The organism is Streptomyces sp. NPDC091272 (genome assembly GCF_044757485.1).
GTDB lineage: Bacteria > Actinomycetota > Actinomycetes > Streptomycetales > Streptomycetaceae > Streptomyces.
In genome coordinates, this window is record NZ_JBIVVC010000016.1 from 1 (window position 1) to 15177 (window position 15177).

A 15177-nucleotide genomic window follows, 5' to 3' on the forward strand; every position below is an offset into this window, starting at 1 on the left:
GCGACCCGCTACGACAAGACCGCCGAGTCCTACCAGGCCGCCGTCACCCTGGCATCCCTGCTGATGTGGGCGTGAGATTTGACGACAACTCCTAGCCCTCGACTTGTTCGGCCTTTACCTCTCGACGCGTTCCGCCTCCGACGTACGGGCCGTCCCGCCCGCCGCCACGACACGACCCGGCCGCCCGCCCGAGAGCGCGGCGACGGCGACCGCCACCAGGGCGAGCGCCGCGCCCGCGACGGTGGCGGCCGTGACGTGTGCGTCGCCGTGCGGCAGCAGCAGGTCGAGGGCGAGCGACCCCACCAGCTGACCGGTGATCGTGCACAGGCCGAGTACCAGCACACCGAGCTTGCGCACCGCGCCGACCGCGATCGTGATGAAGGAGATGCCGACCAGCCCGCCGAGGTAGAGGTACGGCTCGGCGGGCAGACGGGCCGGGAAGCCCGTGAAGGCGGCATGCGTCAGGAAGATGAGAAGCAGCGCGCCCACACCGGCGGCGAAGTTGAAGAAGGTCCCGGTGTACGCGGAGCCCGACGCGTTGCGCACGTGCCCGTTCACGGCCTGCTGCCAGCTCACGCACACGCCCGCCACCAGCGGAAGCAGCAACATCGGGTACGGGAAGCCGCCGCCCAGCTTGTCGGCCATCGACAGGCCCACGGCGCCGAGCACGCACACCGCGCCGACCAACCGCCGCCTGGTCGGCCGCTGCGGCCCGGCGGGCCCGAGCCCCATCCGGTCGAAGAGCAGGCCCCCGGCCACCTGGCCCGCCACGATCGCGACGGTGAACAGGGCGACCCCGAGCGCCCCGACGGTGAGACCCTGCGCGAGCAGGAAGGCCGCACCTCCGAAACCGCCGAGCACCTGCCACCACTTGAGCCGGCGGTTACGTACGTCAGCGACGACCAGCCGGACGCCTCGACGCGGCTTGCGCAGCACGAGGAGCCCGAGGGCCAGTACGGCGAATCCCGAACCGAACGAGATCACGGCGGCGGCGAAACCGTCCCCGCCGAGCCCGGCGGCGAGCTCACCGGTGATACGGGCCTGCAGGGATATCAGCGTGCCGGAGAAGACAGCGAGAAGCAGCCAGGGAGCTGCGGCGGTGGGCATGTGCGGACGACCTCTGGGACGTTGACGGATACGCGGCAAAAGTCCCCGTCCACGCACGGCGCCTCCGGGTCCCCAGGACCCCGGCCGCACGGGCGGCGCATTCGGGACCCCGCCCCCTTTGTAAGCGATCAACTCACCCCGCCGCGGCGCGGGCCGCATGACGAGACGGGGCGCGGGAGCGGCGGACAACCGGGCGCAACCCGGTACCTGACGCGGCCCGGTACCGGACCCGACCCAATCCGCCCCGGAACGGGGTGAGGTCACAATGAGGTCATGCCTGATCATGTTCGAAGCGACGCGCACCCCGACTTCCGCAACAAGCCGACGCTGAAGGGGGAGAGGTTGTGGCTCAGGCCGGTCACGGTGGACGACGTGCCCGCGCTGCTGCCGATGTTCCTCGACGCGGAGGTCGCACGCCTCACCGGCAGCCACGGCGAGGCCGAGCCCGACCAGGCCCGGATACGCACCTGGTACGACACGCGCCAGGAGCAGGACGACCGACTGGATCTCGCCGTGGTCGAGCGCGCGACGGGGGACGTCGTCGGTGAGGTGGTGCTCAACGAGTGGGACCCGTGCAACGAAAGCTGCAACTTCCGGATCTCTCTCGTACCGGCCACCCACGGACGCGGTCTCGGGACGGAGGCGACCCGGCTGCTCGTCGGACATGGCTTCGAGACGCTGGCGCTCCATCGCATCTCGCTGGAGGTCTACGCCTTCAATCCGAGGGCCCGCCGTGTCTACGAGAAGGTGGGGTTCGTCGCCGAGGGCGTGCTGCGGGACGCGCTGCTCCGGGAGGGCGAGCGGGTGGACGCGACGGTGATGTCGATCCTGGCGCCGGAGTGGTTCCGCCACCGCGGCAGGCCGGGCGCGGTGGGCCCGGCGGCGCGTTGACCCGCTTCGTGGGCAGAGCGGGGCTCGGTGGGGGCGGCTGACGCGCAGGCGCAGGCGCCTGGGCTTCCGTGGTGCTGGTTGCGAGGGGGCGGTTTTTCATTTTGTTCGGTGGGGCGGGCCCTTGGTCACTTCGGTTGGGGGCGTGCCCGCCTTGTGGCCGAGCGAACCGTTTCGCAGCTGTTACGTCGTCGACGGGCGGTCGTCGGACAGGCGCCGGAGGGGCCAGGACCTACTCCCCGTAGGGCAGGGACCTGTGCGGCCGGTCCGCGCGCCGGGAGCGTGATGTGGTGGAGGGACCGGTGGCGCTCAACGCCGCGCGCCGCACCCGTTCGTTCCGTTCCGGAAGGCGTCTATCCATGATCTCTGCGCGTTTCACCTCGTCGCGCGGCCGCCGTGCCGCTTCCGTCGTCGCAGGCCTTGCCGTCACGGGGGCGGCCCTCACGGCCGCGACCGCCGCTCCCGCTTCCGCGGCTCCCACCGAGCCGAAGCCCCCGGCCCCCTCGTACGGGTACGACGGCCACTACGGCGACGCCTGGACCGGCGGCCGCTGGGGCCAGGACTACTACCGGTACCCGAAGCCGAAGGTCGCCCAGGCGGACCTCAAGGTCTCCGCATCGGGCCCCGCCCACATCGACCACAACCAGGAGCAGGTCTGGCGCGTGGTCGTCACCAACGTCGGCAAGAGCACCGCCGCCGACGTCAACCTGGTCACCACCCTCCCCAACGGCATCAGCCACGTCGCGGACCGGGTGAGCCAGGGTTCCTCCTCCTACACCCCCGGGGGCAACCTCGTCGCCGGAGTGGGTTCGCTGAAGCCGGGCGCCACGGTCACCCTGGAGCTCGCGGGCAAGGGCCCCTCGTACGGTGGCGGCACGGTCCACCTGCGTACCGAAGCCGGTACCAGCAGCCGTGAGACCAACACCGCCAACAACTCCGCCTCGGTCGCCACGCGCATCAGCTGACGAGGTCGCGCCCAGGGCATCAGGACTCCCCGGATCCAGGGCATCAGGGCTCCCGGCCGCCGTGCGGACGCACTCCCGTACGGCGGCCGGGCACCGCTCAGCGCGTGACGAACCGGTAGCCCACACCCCGCACCGTCTCGATCGCCTCCCGGCACGGGGAGCCCAGCTTGCGCCGCAGACGAGCGATGTGGACGTCGACGGTGCGGTGGTCCGCCTGACCGCCGTAGTACCCCCACAGTTCCGCATACAGCTTCTCGCGGGTGTGCACCCTCCCGGGGTGGTCCACGAGGTGAGCGAGCAGGTCGAACTCCAACCGGGTGAGCTCCAGTTGGTGCCCGGCCGCCACCACGGTCCGGGTGTCGGCGTCCACCTTGATCTGCTGCGCCGGGGAGGCGCCGCCCGACGGCAGCCCGTCAAGTGCCTGCGGCAGGGCGGGTACGAGTACGAGATAACCGGCCAGGCGCGTTCGGCCCGGTGGGTCGGGCAACGCCGATTCCGGCACCTCGAACCAGGTGGCGTCCGCCAGTTCGCTCCACGGGGCCGGTGGTCCGGCGGCCGGGTGCAGTGTTGCCAGGCCCTGCCCGTCGGAGAAGTCGAGACGGGGCGAACGAGTGGTGCTCACGGAGAGACCGCATCCTCTCTCGGGACCGGCGAACAGCTCACGAACGCGTCGTGGCGCGTCCACCGGTGCGGGGCATCTTGTCCGTCCTGCGCCCGGTTGACACTACAGGTGACGACCCCTCATCGGAAAGTAACTTCCGGAAGCCGAGATTCTATGGCTGGATCTCGGGGATGGCTGTCCGGGCCCGGTGGTGTGCGCACGTGCGTGATCTGCGTGATCTGCGTGGTCGAAGTCTCGGAGCGTGCGTGCCGAGGATTCTCAGAGCGTGCGTGCCGAGGATTCTCAGAGCGTGCGTTCAAAGCTGAGGAGAGCCCTGTTGAAAGCCTTCGGCTGCTCCATGTTGGCGGCGTGGCCGTCGGCGGCGATGACACACGACGAGCCTCTGGGCGCGAGGGCCGCCGAAGCCTCGGCGTGGGCCGAGGGCCAGTACTCGCTCTCGGCGCCGGCGACGAACAGCACCGGCACGGCGGTCCCCGCGATCGTCGCGCGCCAGTCCGCCTTCGCGTGCTCGTTGAGCAGTGCGAGCTCGCCCGGGGTGAGGGCGCGTTCGGCGTCCTTCATCGCCCTGAGCAGGCGTACCAGTCGCCTGCCACGGCGCCACAGGGGAGTGCCGTGGCCGGTGTCGGGAATGCGCTGGGCGAAGTACGTGTCGACGTTCGACCCGTCGTAGCCGTAGAAACCGTAGGGCCAGTCCGCGGTGTTCAGCATTTTCGGGGTCTGGTCGACGACGGCGATCCCGGCGACTCGGTCCGTGGCGGGTCCGGCCTGGTCTCGTCGGTCCACTTCGGGTCGGTCGGCGCTCCGTTCGTCGCGACCGTGCCGGGACAGGTAGGCCCAGATCGTGTTGCCGCCCATCGAGCCGCCGACAAGCAGGGCGTTGCGCAGGTCCAGGGTGTCAAGGACGTTGCGCACGTCCTGTCCGCGCCGTGCCATGTCGACGCCTGACTCCGGCCGGTCGGACCGCCCGTGCCCGCGCAGATCGACCGCGAGCACGCGGTGTCCTGCGGCGGCGAGCGGGCCCACCTGGTAACGCCAGCTCGTCGCGGCTGCCTTGAAGCCGGCCAGCAGGACGACGGGCCGCCCTGACGGATCCCCCGTCTCCGTGAGGTGGAGACGGACGCCGTCGTCCGCGGTGATCGAGGTCGTCGAGGTCACCGGGTTCGCCGGGTTCTCCGGGGTCGTCGGGTTCTCCGGGGTCGTCGAGGGCATGAACTCACGCTCCGTTCGGGGTGGTTGTCGGTCAGTGCCGACCATGTCTGTCTGCTACCTGGCCATTCGGAGTGCCAACTCGCGCAGTCGTAGCGCCAGTTGAATGTCGAGCGAGCGGTCGGGGCCGCGCCAGTCCTCGCCCAGCAGCTGGTCCGCCCGCTTGAGCCGCTGGTAGAGGGTGTTGGCGTGGATGTGCAGGTCGGCGCAAGTACGGGCGTGGTGCTGGGCGTTGGCCAGGTACACCGCGACGGTCCGGGCAAGCGCGCCGCCCCGGCCACGGGATTCGTCGTGGTCGAGTACCGCCCCCACCGTGCGCTCGATGAACACCCGCGCGTCGTTTGCCTCGGCGCGCGCGAAGAGCGCACGGTAGGCGCCCAGGTCGGCGGGCTCGGCGACGCCCTCCGTGCGGCCCAGGGCCCTGAGCATGGTCGCGGTCTGCCGGGCCTCCTGGTGGGCCCAGCGGATCCCGGCCACCCCCCGGCCGCACGGGGCGACACCCACGGGGCCGGACAGCCGCCGCCCGGTGAGCACCTTGCGCAGCCCGGCCAGGTCAAGGCCCGGCACCACCAGGGTGATCTGGTCGCCGAGCCGGGTGCTCCACCCCGAGGTCTCATGGGTCAGACGCGCCACCTGGTCGGCTGCGCCGTCGATGTCGTACGCGTCGAGAACGGCGACGGCCGTGATGGCGTCGACGTCCATGCCGGCACCTCGCGCCCGGCGCCGTACGTTCGTCTCGTCGGAGTCCGGCGAGAGCAGCGAGGTGAGGATCTCGCCACGGGTGCGCAACTGCGCTTCCTGCATGGAGCGTTCGAAAGCCGCCACCAGAGCGACCGCCATCGCACCGATCGACAGCAGCCGCAGGTCCTCGTCGGTGATCTTGCGTTCCCCGATGGCCACCAGGGAACCGGCGTGGCCGTCACGCACCAGAACCGGCAACACCACGCCGTGGCGCGAACCGCGCCGGAAGCGGTACGGGGACGAGGCCGGCGAGGGCGACCGGGAGGGAGCTGACGACGGCGACCGGGACGAATCCGCCGACGCCGACGCCGACGCCGACGCCGAATCCGAATCCGAATCCGAATCCGAATCCGAATCAGCGTCGGACGGCGGCAGCGCCTGCGCCATGTCCTCGGCCCCCGCCAGCAACGCGCCGCCCGCGTCGAGCACAGAGGTGCGCAGCCCCGTGGCGTCGGAGACGACCTCCGCCAACTCGCCGAATCCGCCGCCGCGGACCACCGCCTCCATCAGCCGGTCCCGCAGCGCGGCCTCCTGCCGACGCGACGCGTCGGCTGCCCCCATCGTGCGGTTCGCCGCCCGTAGATCGGCGATGAGGGCGGCGTTACGGACGGCAGCCGCCGCGTGTGCGGCGAGCGCGGCCAGCAGCTCGACCTCACGGTCGGTGAACCGACGTGGGCTGCGGTCCGCCACGAGCAGTACCCCGACCGGCTCGTCGTCGACGATCATCGGCACACCGAGAATGCTGCTGAGCCGCTCCGACGCGGCGACGCTGTCGACGGTCGGCAGATGCGTGAACGTCGCATCGTCGAGGTACCCGTCCGTGGACCGTGGCGCCCCCGTGCGCAGGACCTCGCCGCCGAGCCCCATCCCGCGGTCGAGTTCGATGCCGCGCAGCATGGAGCCCATCGAACCGTCGACCGTCTCGATGCGGAGCCGCCCGTCGTCGTGCAGCACCATGATGTACGCGAGGTCCACGGAGAGCAGTCGGCGGGAGTGTGCCACGACCTCCTGGAGCATGCCCTTGGACGGGGTCAGCGCGGCGAGCTGGCGGGCCAGGTCGTTCAGCGCGGCGAGTTCGGCGGACTGGCGCTGCTGGCGGGTCATCCGGCGCAGGATCTCGCGGGCGTGCGCCGCGTCCGTCTCCACGTCGGCGGACTCGTCGCCCCGCGCCAGCAGTTCGACCCTGAGCACGTCGACGGCGTCGGGTGAGGGGCCGTCGGCGAGCAGGCGCAGCCACGGGTTCTCGCTCATCCTCACCTCCGCGAAGCTCCGGGCAGCACGGTGCGGCAGTCTGCAGTCCTCTGCCGGGCCTCCAGGTCTGCCAGCCCTCTTCAGGTCCTACGCAGCCCTCTGCAGGTCCTCCGCAGCACTCTTGCGTACCGACAAATCTTCCAGCCCGGGGCCACCACCGCTGTGGAGATTTCCTCCGGTAAGTATGGGGGAGGGTGGATCTTCTCTCCATGCGGATCCGGGGCGTGACGTGCTTCCATTCGTCCCGGACCGGTAGTCGTACTTCCGTCGGATCGAGGCGGTCGCACCGTGAGAGAGGACCGATCATGAGCGCCCCCGTCGTCAGCGCGATCCTGCGACACCTCCCGGAGGACCGGGTGCTCACGGCCCCGGAGAGCGTCGAGGGGTACAGCCACGACCAGGCCGCTTGGGCGCCGTACGGCCGTCCGGTCGCGGTGGTGCGGGCCACCTGCACGCAGGACGTCGCCGCCGTGGTCCGGGCCTGCGTCGAACACCGCACTCCCGTCGTCGCGCGCGGCGCCGGCACGGGCCTGTCCGGCGGCGCCAACGCCCTCGACGGTTGCGTCGTGCTGGCGCTCGACGGCATGGCCGAGATCGTCGAGGTCAACGAGCTGGAACAGCTCGCCGTCGTACAGCCGGGCGTCGTCAACGACGACCTGCGGGCGGCGGTGGCCAGGCACGGGTTGTGGTACCCGCCCGACCCGGCCAGCTCCCCCTGGTCGACCATCGGCGGCAACGTCGCCACCAACGCGGGCGGGCTGTGCTGCGTCAAGTACGGCGTCACCCGCGACTACGTACTCGCCCTGGAGATGGTCAACGGGCTCGGCGAGGTCGTACGCCTGGGCAGGCGGACCGCGAAGGGCGTCGCGGGCTACGACCTGGCCGGACTCGTCGTCGGTTCGGAGGGCACGCTCGGCATCGTCACCGAGGTCACCGTACGGTTGCGCCCGCTGCCGGGCCCGGCGATCACGGTGGCCGGTTTCTTCTCGTCCCTCACCGACGCCGGAGCCGCCGTGCGTGCGGTCGCCGCGGCGGGGCTGACCCCGTCGGCGCTCGAACTCATCGACCGGCACTGTCTGCGGGCCGTCGACGAGTGGAAGAACATGGGGCTGTCCGAGAGCGCGGACGCCGTACTGCTCGCCCGGGTCGACGAGCCGGGGGAGGCGGGGGCCGCGCAGGCCGAGCGGATGGTGGCGTGCTTCCGGGACGCGGGGGCGGGATGGGCCGAGCGGTCGAGCGACGCGCAGGAGGCCGACGCGCTGTTCGCCGCCCGGCGGCTGGCCTACCCGGCCCTGGAGCGGCTCGGTCCGGTACTGACGGAGGACGTGTGCGTCCCCAAGGAGCACGTGCCGGAGATGCTGCGGCGGATCGAGCGGACCGCGGCCCGGCACGACATCGTGATCGCGAACATCGCCCACGCCGGGGACGGCAACCTGCACCCGCTGCTGATCACCCCGCCAGGCGACGAGGCGGCGAAGACCCGTGCGCAGCAGGCCTTCGCGGAGATCATCACCGACGCGATCGCGCTCGGCGGGACGGTGACGGGGGAGCACGGAGTGGGACTGCTCAAGCGCCCGGGTCTCGCGGCGGAGGTGACGCCGGAGGTGATGGCGATGCACCACGCGGTCAAGAAGGCCCTCGACCCGCACGGCGTACTCAACCCGGGCAAGGTCCTGTCCTGACGTCCTGACGTCCTGACGTCCTGACGTCCTGACGTCCTGACGTCCTGACGTCCTGACGTCCTGACGTCCTGACGTCCTGACGTCCTGATGCCGCAATGCCGGCTGTCCCTGTCCACTTGTCCAAGACCGGCGCCGGACGAAGCGACGCGGGGCCGCCGATATCCTGTGCCCATGCCACCCACGCGCCGCACCGCACGACAGACCGACCTTCTGGAGCGGCTGGTGGTGCTGGTGATCGCTGAGGGGTTCGCCGCCTTCACCCTCGACGACCTCGCGGAGCGCCTGCACTGCTCGAAGACCACGCTGTACCAGCTCGCCCGCAGCAAGCACGGTCTCGCCCGCGAGGCGGTCAAGCACTACTTCAGGAACGCGACGTCCGCGGTCGAGAAACAGGTCGCGGACGCCGCGGCGCCTGCGCAGCGGGTGGTCGTCTATCTCACCGCGGTCGCGGAGCAACTGCGGCCGCTCTCACGTCAGTTCCTCGACGACATGGCCGACCTCGACGTGACCCGTGAGGTGTACGAGGCCAACACCCGGCGGGCGGCCGACCGGATCCGTGAGCTGATCACGGAGGGGGTCGCCGCGGGCGCGTTCCGGCCGGTGCACGCGGCGTTCGTCGGGGAGGCCGCCGCGGCGACCATGCAGGCGATCCAGCAGGGCGAGGTGGGCCACCGCACCGGCCTGAGCGATTCGCAGGCTTACGGGGAACTGGCCTCACTCATCGTGCACGCCGTCGCGCCCTGACGCCGGGGCGTGGCTCTCAACGCTCCTCGGCGACGGCGCCGCCGACGGGCCGGGCGCTCAGCACGCCCGTGCCTGCGGAGCGCAGCGCGCGGCTGATGACCAGGCGCTGGATCTGGTTGGTGCCTTCGAAGATCTGCATGACCTTGGCCTCGCGCATGTAGCGCTCCACCGGATGATCGCCCAAGTAACCCTCGTCGCCCAGGAGTTCCACCGCTTGCCCGGTCACCCGCATGGCGTTGTCGGTGGCGAGCATCTTGGCGATGGACGCGTCACGGCCGAACGCCAGACCCTGGTCCTTGAGGCGGGCGGCGGCGAGGGTCGCGGTTCTGGCTGATGTCACGGCGGCCGCCATGTCCGCCAGGGTGAACGCGGGTCCCTGGTGTTCGATGAGGGGCACGCCGAACATCTCGCGGCGGCAGGCGTGTTCGACCGCCGCGTCGAGTGCTGCCTGGGCGAGGCCGCTGGCGACCGCCGCGATGCCCATCCGGCCGTTGTCGAGGGCGGCGAGCGCGATCTTCAGCCCCTGCCCCTCCTCGCCGATCCGCCGCGCCACGGGAATGCGTACGCCTTCGAATCGCATGCTCGTCGTGGCCGACCCGGTCAGCCCCATCTTCCGCTCGGGCGGGTCGGCCACCAGGCCGGGGGTGTCGGCGGGGACGAGGAAGCAGGAGATGCCGCGCGAGCGGTGGTCGGAGGTGCGGGCCATCACGGTGTAGAAGTCCGCGTGACCGCCGTGCGTGGTCCATGCCTTCAGGCCGTCGATGACGTAGTGGTCGCCGTCGAGCACCGCGCGCGTGCGCATCGCCGCCGGGTCGGAACCGGCCTCGGGCTCGGACAGGCAGTACGCGCCCAGGGTGCTGCCGCCGAGCATCTCCGGCAGCCACCGGCGTTGCTGCTCCCGCGTACCGAAGTGGGCGAGCGGGAAGCAGGCCATGACGTGCACCGACACGCCGACACCCACGGTGGCCCAGACCGTCGCCACTTCCTCCAGCGCCTGCAGGTAGACCTCGTAGGACCAGCCCCCGCCGCCGAACTCGACGGGGTAGGGAAGTCCCAGCACGCCCAGGTCCCCCAGCGCGCGGAAGGCAGCACGGGGAAAGACCGCGTCGGCCTCGGCCGCGGCGACCTGCGGTGCGAGCTTCTCCTGTGCCAACGCGCGGACATCGCGCAGGAGTTGAACGGCGTCGGGGCTGGGCAGCACGCGGTCAGCAGGCAAGACTCCCCCTGGCTTTTTGATACTGAGAACAGCTTTTGATACTGACAACAGAACGACAGTATCACCGTTGGTATCGTCTTGGGGGTTGTGCGGGTTGCCGGTGGGTGGACGTATGAGTGCGAGGAGAGGCCGGAGTCAGGGGCCGGCCGTGGCGACGAGGCGTCGCAGGGCGGCTCGGGCGGGCGGGCCCCAGCTGGGTTTGCCACCGGGGCGGCCGTGGGCGCCGGCGTCCGCGATGACGAGGCACACGAGGGCTTTCAGGGCCGCGTACCCGCGGGCGCGACGCAAGGTTGCCGCGTCCACGGATGGCCCGTACGCAGCCAGGAAGCGGTCTGCGGCGCCGTCCGGCAGCAGGAGCCAGGCGGCAGCGAGGTCCCAGGCAGGATCGCCCGCGAACATATCTCCGAAGTCGATCACGCCGCAGAGAGCTCCGTCGGAGGTGAGAACGTTTGCCGCATGCAGATCGCCGTGGAGCCACAGCGGCGGTCCGGCCCAGCAGGGCGCGGCAACGGCGTCCTCCCACACGGCTCGGACGGCGCCCGGGTCGGCGAGCAGCCCCAGTTCGGTGGCCGAGGTGAGCAGCCCGGCGAACCCCGTGGCGTGGTCGGCCGGCGGCCCGCCGCGGTCACGTCCGGCGGGTGCGCCGACGGGCGCCGGCCGGTGCAGCGCCGTCAGGAAGGCAGCCAGCGCGTCGGCCGCCTGCGCCGCGCGGGTGGCGGGGAAGCGGTCGGCAGGCTCGCCCGGCACCCAGGTGGTGACCAGCCAGGGCCGCGGAAACCGCTCGGACGGCTCGCCGAGGCGCTGCGGTACGGGGACGGGCAGGGGGAGGCGCGGGGCGAGAGCCGGGAGCCAGGTGTGCTCCTTGCGCAGCAACTCGTCCGCGGAGTGGGTCGCATAGGGCAGCCGGACGGCCAAGTGGTCCCCGAGCCGCCACAGTTGGTTGTCCCAGCCGTGCGCGCCGAACTCCAGTGGGAGGCCGGCCAGATCGGGGTGCTGGTCACGGAGCAGCTTCCGGACCAGTCCCGCGGTGACGTCGATCCCGGTGTGGCTCATGCGGAACAACGGTAACCGGTGGGTGCACCCCCACCGGCGCGCTCCGGGTCAGCTGTTCGTCAGGTGGGCCGTGACGACCACGTTGCCCCGGTAGCGCTGCAGCTTCTTGTCGAAGCCGCCGCCGCAGGTGATCAGGCGGAGTTCGGGGCGTCCGGTGTCCGCGTACACCTTGTCGTTGGGGAAGTCGTCCGCGTCGTAGACGTTGACGCTGTCGATGGTGAAGCGGGCGGTCCTGTCGTCGGCACGGGTGACGTTGATCTTCATGCCCGGGGTGAGGGCGCCGAGGTTGTAGAACGCCGCCGGGCCGCCGGGGACGTCGACGTGGCCCGCGATGATGGCGGTGCCGTCCGTGCCGGGAGCGGGCCCCGCGGCCCACCAGCCGGCGAGATGCCGGTCGTCCTCGGGCGGAGCGGCCAGCCGCCCGTCGTCCTGGAGGGCGAGGTCCGTCAGCGGTACGTCGATGCGGACGGCGGGCACCTCCACGCGCAGGGGCTGCGCCGCCGGGAGCGGAGGAGCGGCAGGCTCCGTACGGGCGCCCTGCCGGACAGCGCCGTCGGCCGGTACCGGGGCGGGCTGCGACGGGTGGGAGGGCAGCACGTGGGCCACACCCGAGACGACGACCGTCATACCGATGAGGACCAGGCACAGTTCCCGGGGGAACCGCCACTTCAGCGGCCGCCGGTGCTCGCCGTCCCGCGACCGGCCCGCCTTCGCGTCCGCGTCCGTATCCGTATCCGAAGGCGCGGTCGCGATCGCGGACGAAGTCACGTTCGTACCCGTACCCGTACCCGCACCCGTACCCGCACCCGTACCCGTCCCCGCACCCGTGTGCGCGCCCGCTTCCATGCCCTGACCTCTGTTCGTCCTCAGCCTGCCAACGTGCCCGAGCTGTCCTTCGCGGGTGCCGTGCCGTCCTGCCTGTCCCTGGGCAGGACGGCGCACGGCGTCGGGAGTCAGTGCTTGCGGCTGCCGGTCGCGCGGCGGTGCAGGGCGAAACCGCCCGCGGCGGCGACGACGAGGCCGCCGGCGGCGGCGAGGGCGGGAAGGGCCGCGGGGTCCGTGCCGGTGGAGCCGGTACCGGTGTGCATGGCGCCGGAGGGCTTCGTGGAAGCCGGTGCGGTCGGGTTCATCACCGTGTCACCGCAGACGCGCTGGGCCGCTGAGGCCGCGGAGTCGGACCTCTGCTTGAGCTGCTCGACGTTGTCCTGCTCGGCCTTGCCCGGGTGTCCGCCGGCGTCGACCTGCTTCTGGTAGTCGGCGAGGGCGGCCTTGTAGGCGGTCTCCGCCTCCATCGCCGCCGCGGTGGCGGGGTCGCACCGGGTGTCGGCCGCCACGGCCATCGGCGCGGCGAACAGGATCGCGGTGCCGGCCAGGATGGTACCGGTGGCTATCTTCAGCGAACGCATCAGGTTCCTCCAGCTACGGGCGACCGCGGCACCACACGCGCCGTCAAGCAAACCGCCCTCGCCCCGACTCAAACCGGAACGGCCGCACCCCGCAGCCTCCGCGCCGGGTGGCCGCCGCGGCCTGCCCGTACCACCGGCCAAGAGCGTGCAGCTCACAGCTATCGGTGTGGTGCAGCCGGGTGAAGCAGCGGCGACTGCGCTGAACGGGACGCCGCACGGTCGGCGAGTGCCGGAGCGACCGCATACGGGCACGGGCTGTCGGCCGCCTCGGCTGGCGACGGGCTGTCGGCCACCTCAACCGGCGACAGGCTGCCCGCCCCCCCCAGCAGGCGACAGGCTGTCCGCCGCCTCAGCTGCCGGTGGTGACCTGGTGGATGAGTTCCTGGAGGCGCAGGCCGCGGGCCGCGTCGATTCCCGTGCCGGTGCCGGTACGGACCGCCGTGGCGAACTCTTCGCGCAGCACCGGCCAGCACTCCTCGGACAGGGAGGCCTGGCTGACCGCCCCGTTGGCGTGCTCGCAGGTCAGCTCCATTCAGCGGCGGGGATCACCGGCGCCGCGCACGGACACGATCGGTGCCACCGCGCTGTCCAGCAGGTCCAGCAGGTGCGGGCCCAGATCGAGCAGCGCGCCGTGCTCCCGCCGGCAGGAGGTCGCGAACTCGCCGCCGAGGAAGGCGCCGTGGAGGGCCAGGCCGACCACCCCGAGGCGGTGCCCTACCCGCACTCCTGCACACCGCAGGCATGGGCCGCGGCCACCCCGCTGGCGATCCTCACGGCCCTGCGAGGGGTGGCCGGCGGCGCCTGAGCGACCGTCGGTGACCGCGACCCCACGGTCCCACGGCGCTGCCCCGCATCCCGGCGGGCAGCGCCGTGGGGCCGCCGCCACCCCCGTACGGTCAGATCATCAGCCCCAGCAGCTCACGCGTCCTCGGCCGGCCGGCCGGAGCCCCTGCGGCGCACCCGTACCGCCGCGACGACGCCCAGCACGCACCCGGCCGCCAGCACGATGAGCCCCCTGAACCAGACGCCGCCCTCGATCTGGGTCGCGAGCAGCACGCACGACAGCGCGCCGAGCACCGGCACGACGGTCGGCGCCCGGAAGTGGTCGTGCGCGACCGTGTCGCGCCGCAGGACCAGCAGCGAGGTGTTCACGAGGAAGAAGACGACCAGCAGGAGCAGTACCAGCGTGGAGGCGAGCGTGTCCACGCCGCCCGTCATCGCGAGCAGCAAGGAGAGGGTTGTCGTCGCCGCGATCGCCGCCCACGGCGTGCGCCGTCCGGGCAGGACCTTCGTCAGGAAGCCGGGCAGCAGACCGTCCTGCGCCATGCCGTACGCCAGCCGGGACGACATGATGCCGGTGAGCAGCGCGCCGTTCGCGACGGCCACCAGGGCGATCACGCTGAAGAGCTCGGTCGGGACGCCGCCGGCCGCCCGGACCACCTCCAGCAGCGGACCGCTCGACTCGACCAGCTTGCCCGTCGGCACGGCAGCCGCCGCGGCCGCGCCGACCAGCGCGTACACCGCCCCGGCGGTGATCAGGGCGCCGAACAGCGCGCGGGGGTACGAGTGCCGGGGGTTCAGGGTCTCCTCGGCCACGTTGACGGATGTCTCGAAGCCGACGAAGGAGTAGTACGCGAGCACGGCCCCGCTCAACAGGGCCGCCACCGGGCCCTTGTCGGAGGTGCCCAGGTCCGTGAGCCGCCCCAGGTCCCCGTCACCGCGCAGCACGATCCAGGCACCCAGCCCGATCACCAGCAGCAGCCCGCCGACCTCGATGGCCGTGGCCACCGCGTTGGCCCGCGTGGACTCGCGGATGCCCCGCGCGTTCAGCAGGGCGAGCGCGACCAGGAACACGATCAGCACGAGTACGAGCGGCAGGGTGACGAACTCGGACAGGTAGTCCCCACCGAACCCCCGGGCCAGCGCGGCCACCGAGACGATACCGGCGGCGAGCATGCAGAACCCGGTGACGAACCCAGCGAAGGGCCCGTACGCCAGCGTCGCGTAGTGCGACGAACCACCCGCTCGCGGGTACTTGGTGACCAGCTCGGCATAGGACGCGGCGGTCAGCAGCGCCAGACACAACGCCGCGAGCAACGGCGCCCACACCGCCCCGCCACTGTCCGCCGCGACCTGTCCCACCAGCACGTACACACCTGCGCCGAGGACGTCCCCGAGGATGAAGCAGTAGAGCAACGGCGTGGTCAACGCCTTCTTGAGCGCCGCCGGAGAGCTCGATGCCGCCGGCTGGTCGGGGGAAGTTTTCACGCGATGCCGTATACCCACTCCGTCGCCG

General features: G+C 71.8%; 14 protein-coding genes and 1 pseudogene. 5 read left to right on the forward strand and 10 right to left on the reverse strand.

What is annotated here, in order from left to right:
* Positions 1-114 precede the first annotated feature (114 nt).
* Positions 115-1107: a DMT family transporter gene (locus ACIQM4_RS31515; RefSeq protein WP_401598549.1), complete on the reverse strand. Its 993-nt coding sequence runs from the start codon at positions 1105-1107 to the stop codon at positions 115-117.
* Positions 1108-1380: 273 nt separating this feature from the next.
* Here ACIQM4_RS31515 and ACIQM4_RS31520 point away from each other — a divergent pair, with 273 nt between their 5' ends.
* Positions 1381-1998 carry a GNAT family N-acetyltransferase gene (locus ACIQM4_RS31520; RefSeq protein ID WP_401598551.1) on the forward strand — a complete coding sequence of 206 codons (618 nt, stop codon included), beginning with the start codon at positions 1381-1383 and terminating at the stop codon, positions 1996-1998.
* Positions 1999-2354: 356 nt separating this feature from the next.
* Complete coding sequence (locus ACIQM4_RS31525; protein WP_401598553.1) at positions 2355-2960, forward strand: hypothetical protein; 606 nt, start codon at positions 2355-2357, stop codon at positions 2958-2960.
* Between the two features lie 97 nt (positions 2961-3057).
* On the opposite strand, the gene ACIQM4_RS31530 is transcribed toward ACIQM4_RS31525, so the two are convergent.
* The 3 genes from ACIQM4_RS31530 to ACIQM4_RS31540 all read right to left on the reverse strand — a co-directional run bounded on the left by ACIQM4_RS31530 (position 3058) and on the right by ACIQM4_RS31540 (position 6780).
* On the reverse strand, positions 3058-3582 hold the full coding sequence (locus ACIQM4_RS31530) for a winged helix-turn-helix domain-containing protein (RefSeq protein ID WP_401598555.1): 525 nt from the start codon (positions 3580-3582) through the stop codon (positions 3058-3060).
* Positions 3583-3864: 282 nt separating this feature from the next.
* Positions 3865-4791, reverse strand: a complete 927-nt coding sequence (locus tag ACIQM4_RS31535) for an alpha/beta fold hydrolase (RefSeq protein WP_401598556.1) — start codon at positions 4789-4791, stop codon at positions 3865-3867.
* 54 nt (positions 4792-4845) lie between these two features.
* Positions 4846-6780: a GAF domain-containing protein gene (locus tag ACIQM4_RS31540; protein ID WP_401598557.1), complete on the reverse strand. Its 1935-nt coding sequence runs from the start codon at positions 6778-6780 to the stop codon at positions 4846-4848.
* A 305-nt stretch (positions 6781-7085) separates the two neighbouring features.
* Here ACIQM4_RS31540 and ACIQM4_RS31545 point away from each other — a divergent pair, with 305 nt between their 5' ends.
* A complete protein-coding gene (locus ACIQM4_RS31545) occupies positions 7086-8462 on the forward strand; it encodes an FAD-binding oxidoreductase (protein WP_401598559.1) in 1377 nt (458 codons plus the stop codon).
* A 171-nt stretch (positions 8463-8633) separates the two neighbouring features.
* Positions 8634-9206: a TetR/AcrR family transcriptional regulator gene (locus ACIQM4_RS31550; RefSeq protein ID WP_401598560.1), complete on the forward strand. Its 573-nt coding sequence runs from the start codon at positions 8634-8636 to the stop codon at positions 9204-9206.
* Positions 9207-9222: 16 nt separating this feature from the next.
* Here ACIQM4_RS31550 and ACIQM4_RS31555 read toward each other — a convergent pair whose 3' ends face one another.
* From ACIQM4_RS31555 to ACIQM4_RS31575, 5 genes and pseudogenes are all read right to left on the reverse strand, one after another.
* Positions 9223-10422 carry an acyl-CoA dehydrogenase family protein gene (locus tag ACIQM4_RS31555; protein WP_401598562.1) on the reverse strand — a complete coding sequence of 400 codons (1200 nt, stop codon included), beginning with the start codon at positions 10420-10422 and terminating at the stop codon, positions 9223-9225.
* 135 nt (positions 10423-10557) lie between these two features.
* Positions 10558-11475: an aminoglycoside phosphotransferase family protein gene (locus ACIQM4_RS31560; protein WP_401598563.1), complete on the reverse strand. Its 918-nt coding sequence runs from the start codon at positions 11473-11475 to the stop codon at positions 10558-10560.
* A 48-nt stretch (positions 11476-11523) separates the two neighbouring features.
* On the reverse strand, positions 11524-12243 hold the full coding sequence (locus ACIQM4_RS31565) for a class F sortase (protein ID WP_401598564.1): 720 nt from the start codon (positions 12241-12243) through the stop codon (positions 11524-11526).
* A 185-nt stretch (positions 12244-12428) separates the two neighbouring features.
* Positions 12429-12881 (reverse strand): hypothetical protein, encoded by a 453-nt coding sequence (locus tag ACIQM4_RS31570; protein ID WP_401598566.1) that lies wholly within the window; start codon positions 12879-12881, stop codon positions 12429-12431.
* Between the two features lie 349 nt (positions 12882-13230).
* Positions 13231-13566 (reverse strand): annotated as a pseudogene (locus ACIQM4_RS31575) (gfo/Idh/MocA family oxidoreductase); the annotation flags it as partial.
* Here ACIQM4_RS31575 and ACIQM4_RS31580 point away from each other — a divergent pair.
* Positions 13486-13686 carry a hypothetical protein gene (locus tag ACIQM4_RS31580; protein ID WP_401598817.1) on the forward strand — a complete coding sequence of 67 codons (201 nt, stop codon included), beginning with the start codon at positions 13486-13488 and terminating at the stop codon, positions 13684-13686. The pseudogene ACIQM4_RS31575 and the gene ACIQM4_RS31580 sit on opposite strands and share 81 nt — an antisense overlap.
* Positions 13687-13799: 113 nt before the next feature.
* On the opposite strand, the gene ACIQM4_RS31585 is transcribed toward ACIQM4_RS31580, so the two are convergent.
* The gene (locus ACIQM4_RS31585) at positions 13800-15149 is read right to left on the reverse strand and encodes an APC family permease (RefSeq protein ID WP_401598568.1); all 1350 of its coding nucleotides are present in this window, start codon (positions 15147-15149) and stop codon (positions 13800-13802) included.
* Positions 15150-15177 lie beyond the last annotated feature (28 nt).

Excerpts from the sequence above, each read along its gene's own strand:
- ACIQM4_RS31515 (WP_401598549.1), bottom strand. The coding sequence starts at position 1,107 with ATGCCCACCGCCGCAGCTCCCTGGCTGCTTCTCGCTGTCTTCTCCGGC.
- ACIQM4_RS31520 (WP_401598551.1), top strand. The coding sequence starts at position 1,381 with ATGCCTGATCATGTTCGAAGCGACGCGCACCCCGACTTCCGCAACAAG.
- ACIQM4_RS31525 (WP_401598553.1), top strand. The coding sequence starts at position 2,355 with ATGATCTCTGCGCGTTTCACCTCGTCGCGCGGCCGCCGTGCCGCTTCC.
- ACIQM4_RS31535 (WP_401598556.1), bottom strand. The coding sequence starts at position 4,791 with ATGCCCTCGACGACCCCGGAGAACCCGACGACCCCGGAGAACCCGGCG.
- ACIQM4_RS31540 (WP_401598557.1), bottom strand. The coding sequence starts at position 6,780 with ATGAGCGAGAACCCGTGGCTGCGCCTGCTCGCCGACGGCCCCTCACCC.
- ACIQM4_RS31545 (WP_401598559.1), top strand. The coding sequence starts at position 7,086 with ATGAGCGCCCCCGTCGTCAGCGCGATCCTGCGACACCTCCCGGAGGAC.
- ACIQM4_RS31550 (WP_401598560.1), top strand. The coding sequence starts at position 8,634 with ATGCCACCCACGCGCCGCACCGCACGACAGACCGACCTTCTGGAGCGG.
- ACIQM4_RS31560 (WP_401598563.1), bottom strand. The coding sequence starts at position 11,475 with ATGAGCCACACCGGGATCGACGTCACCGCGGGACTGGTCCGGAAGCTG.
- ACIQM4_RS31570 (WP_401598566.1), bottom strand. The coding sequence starts at position 12,881 with ATGCGTTCGCTGAAGATAGCCACCGGTACCATCCTGGCCGGCACCGCG.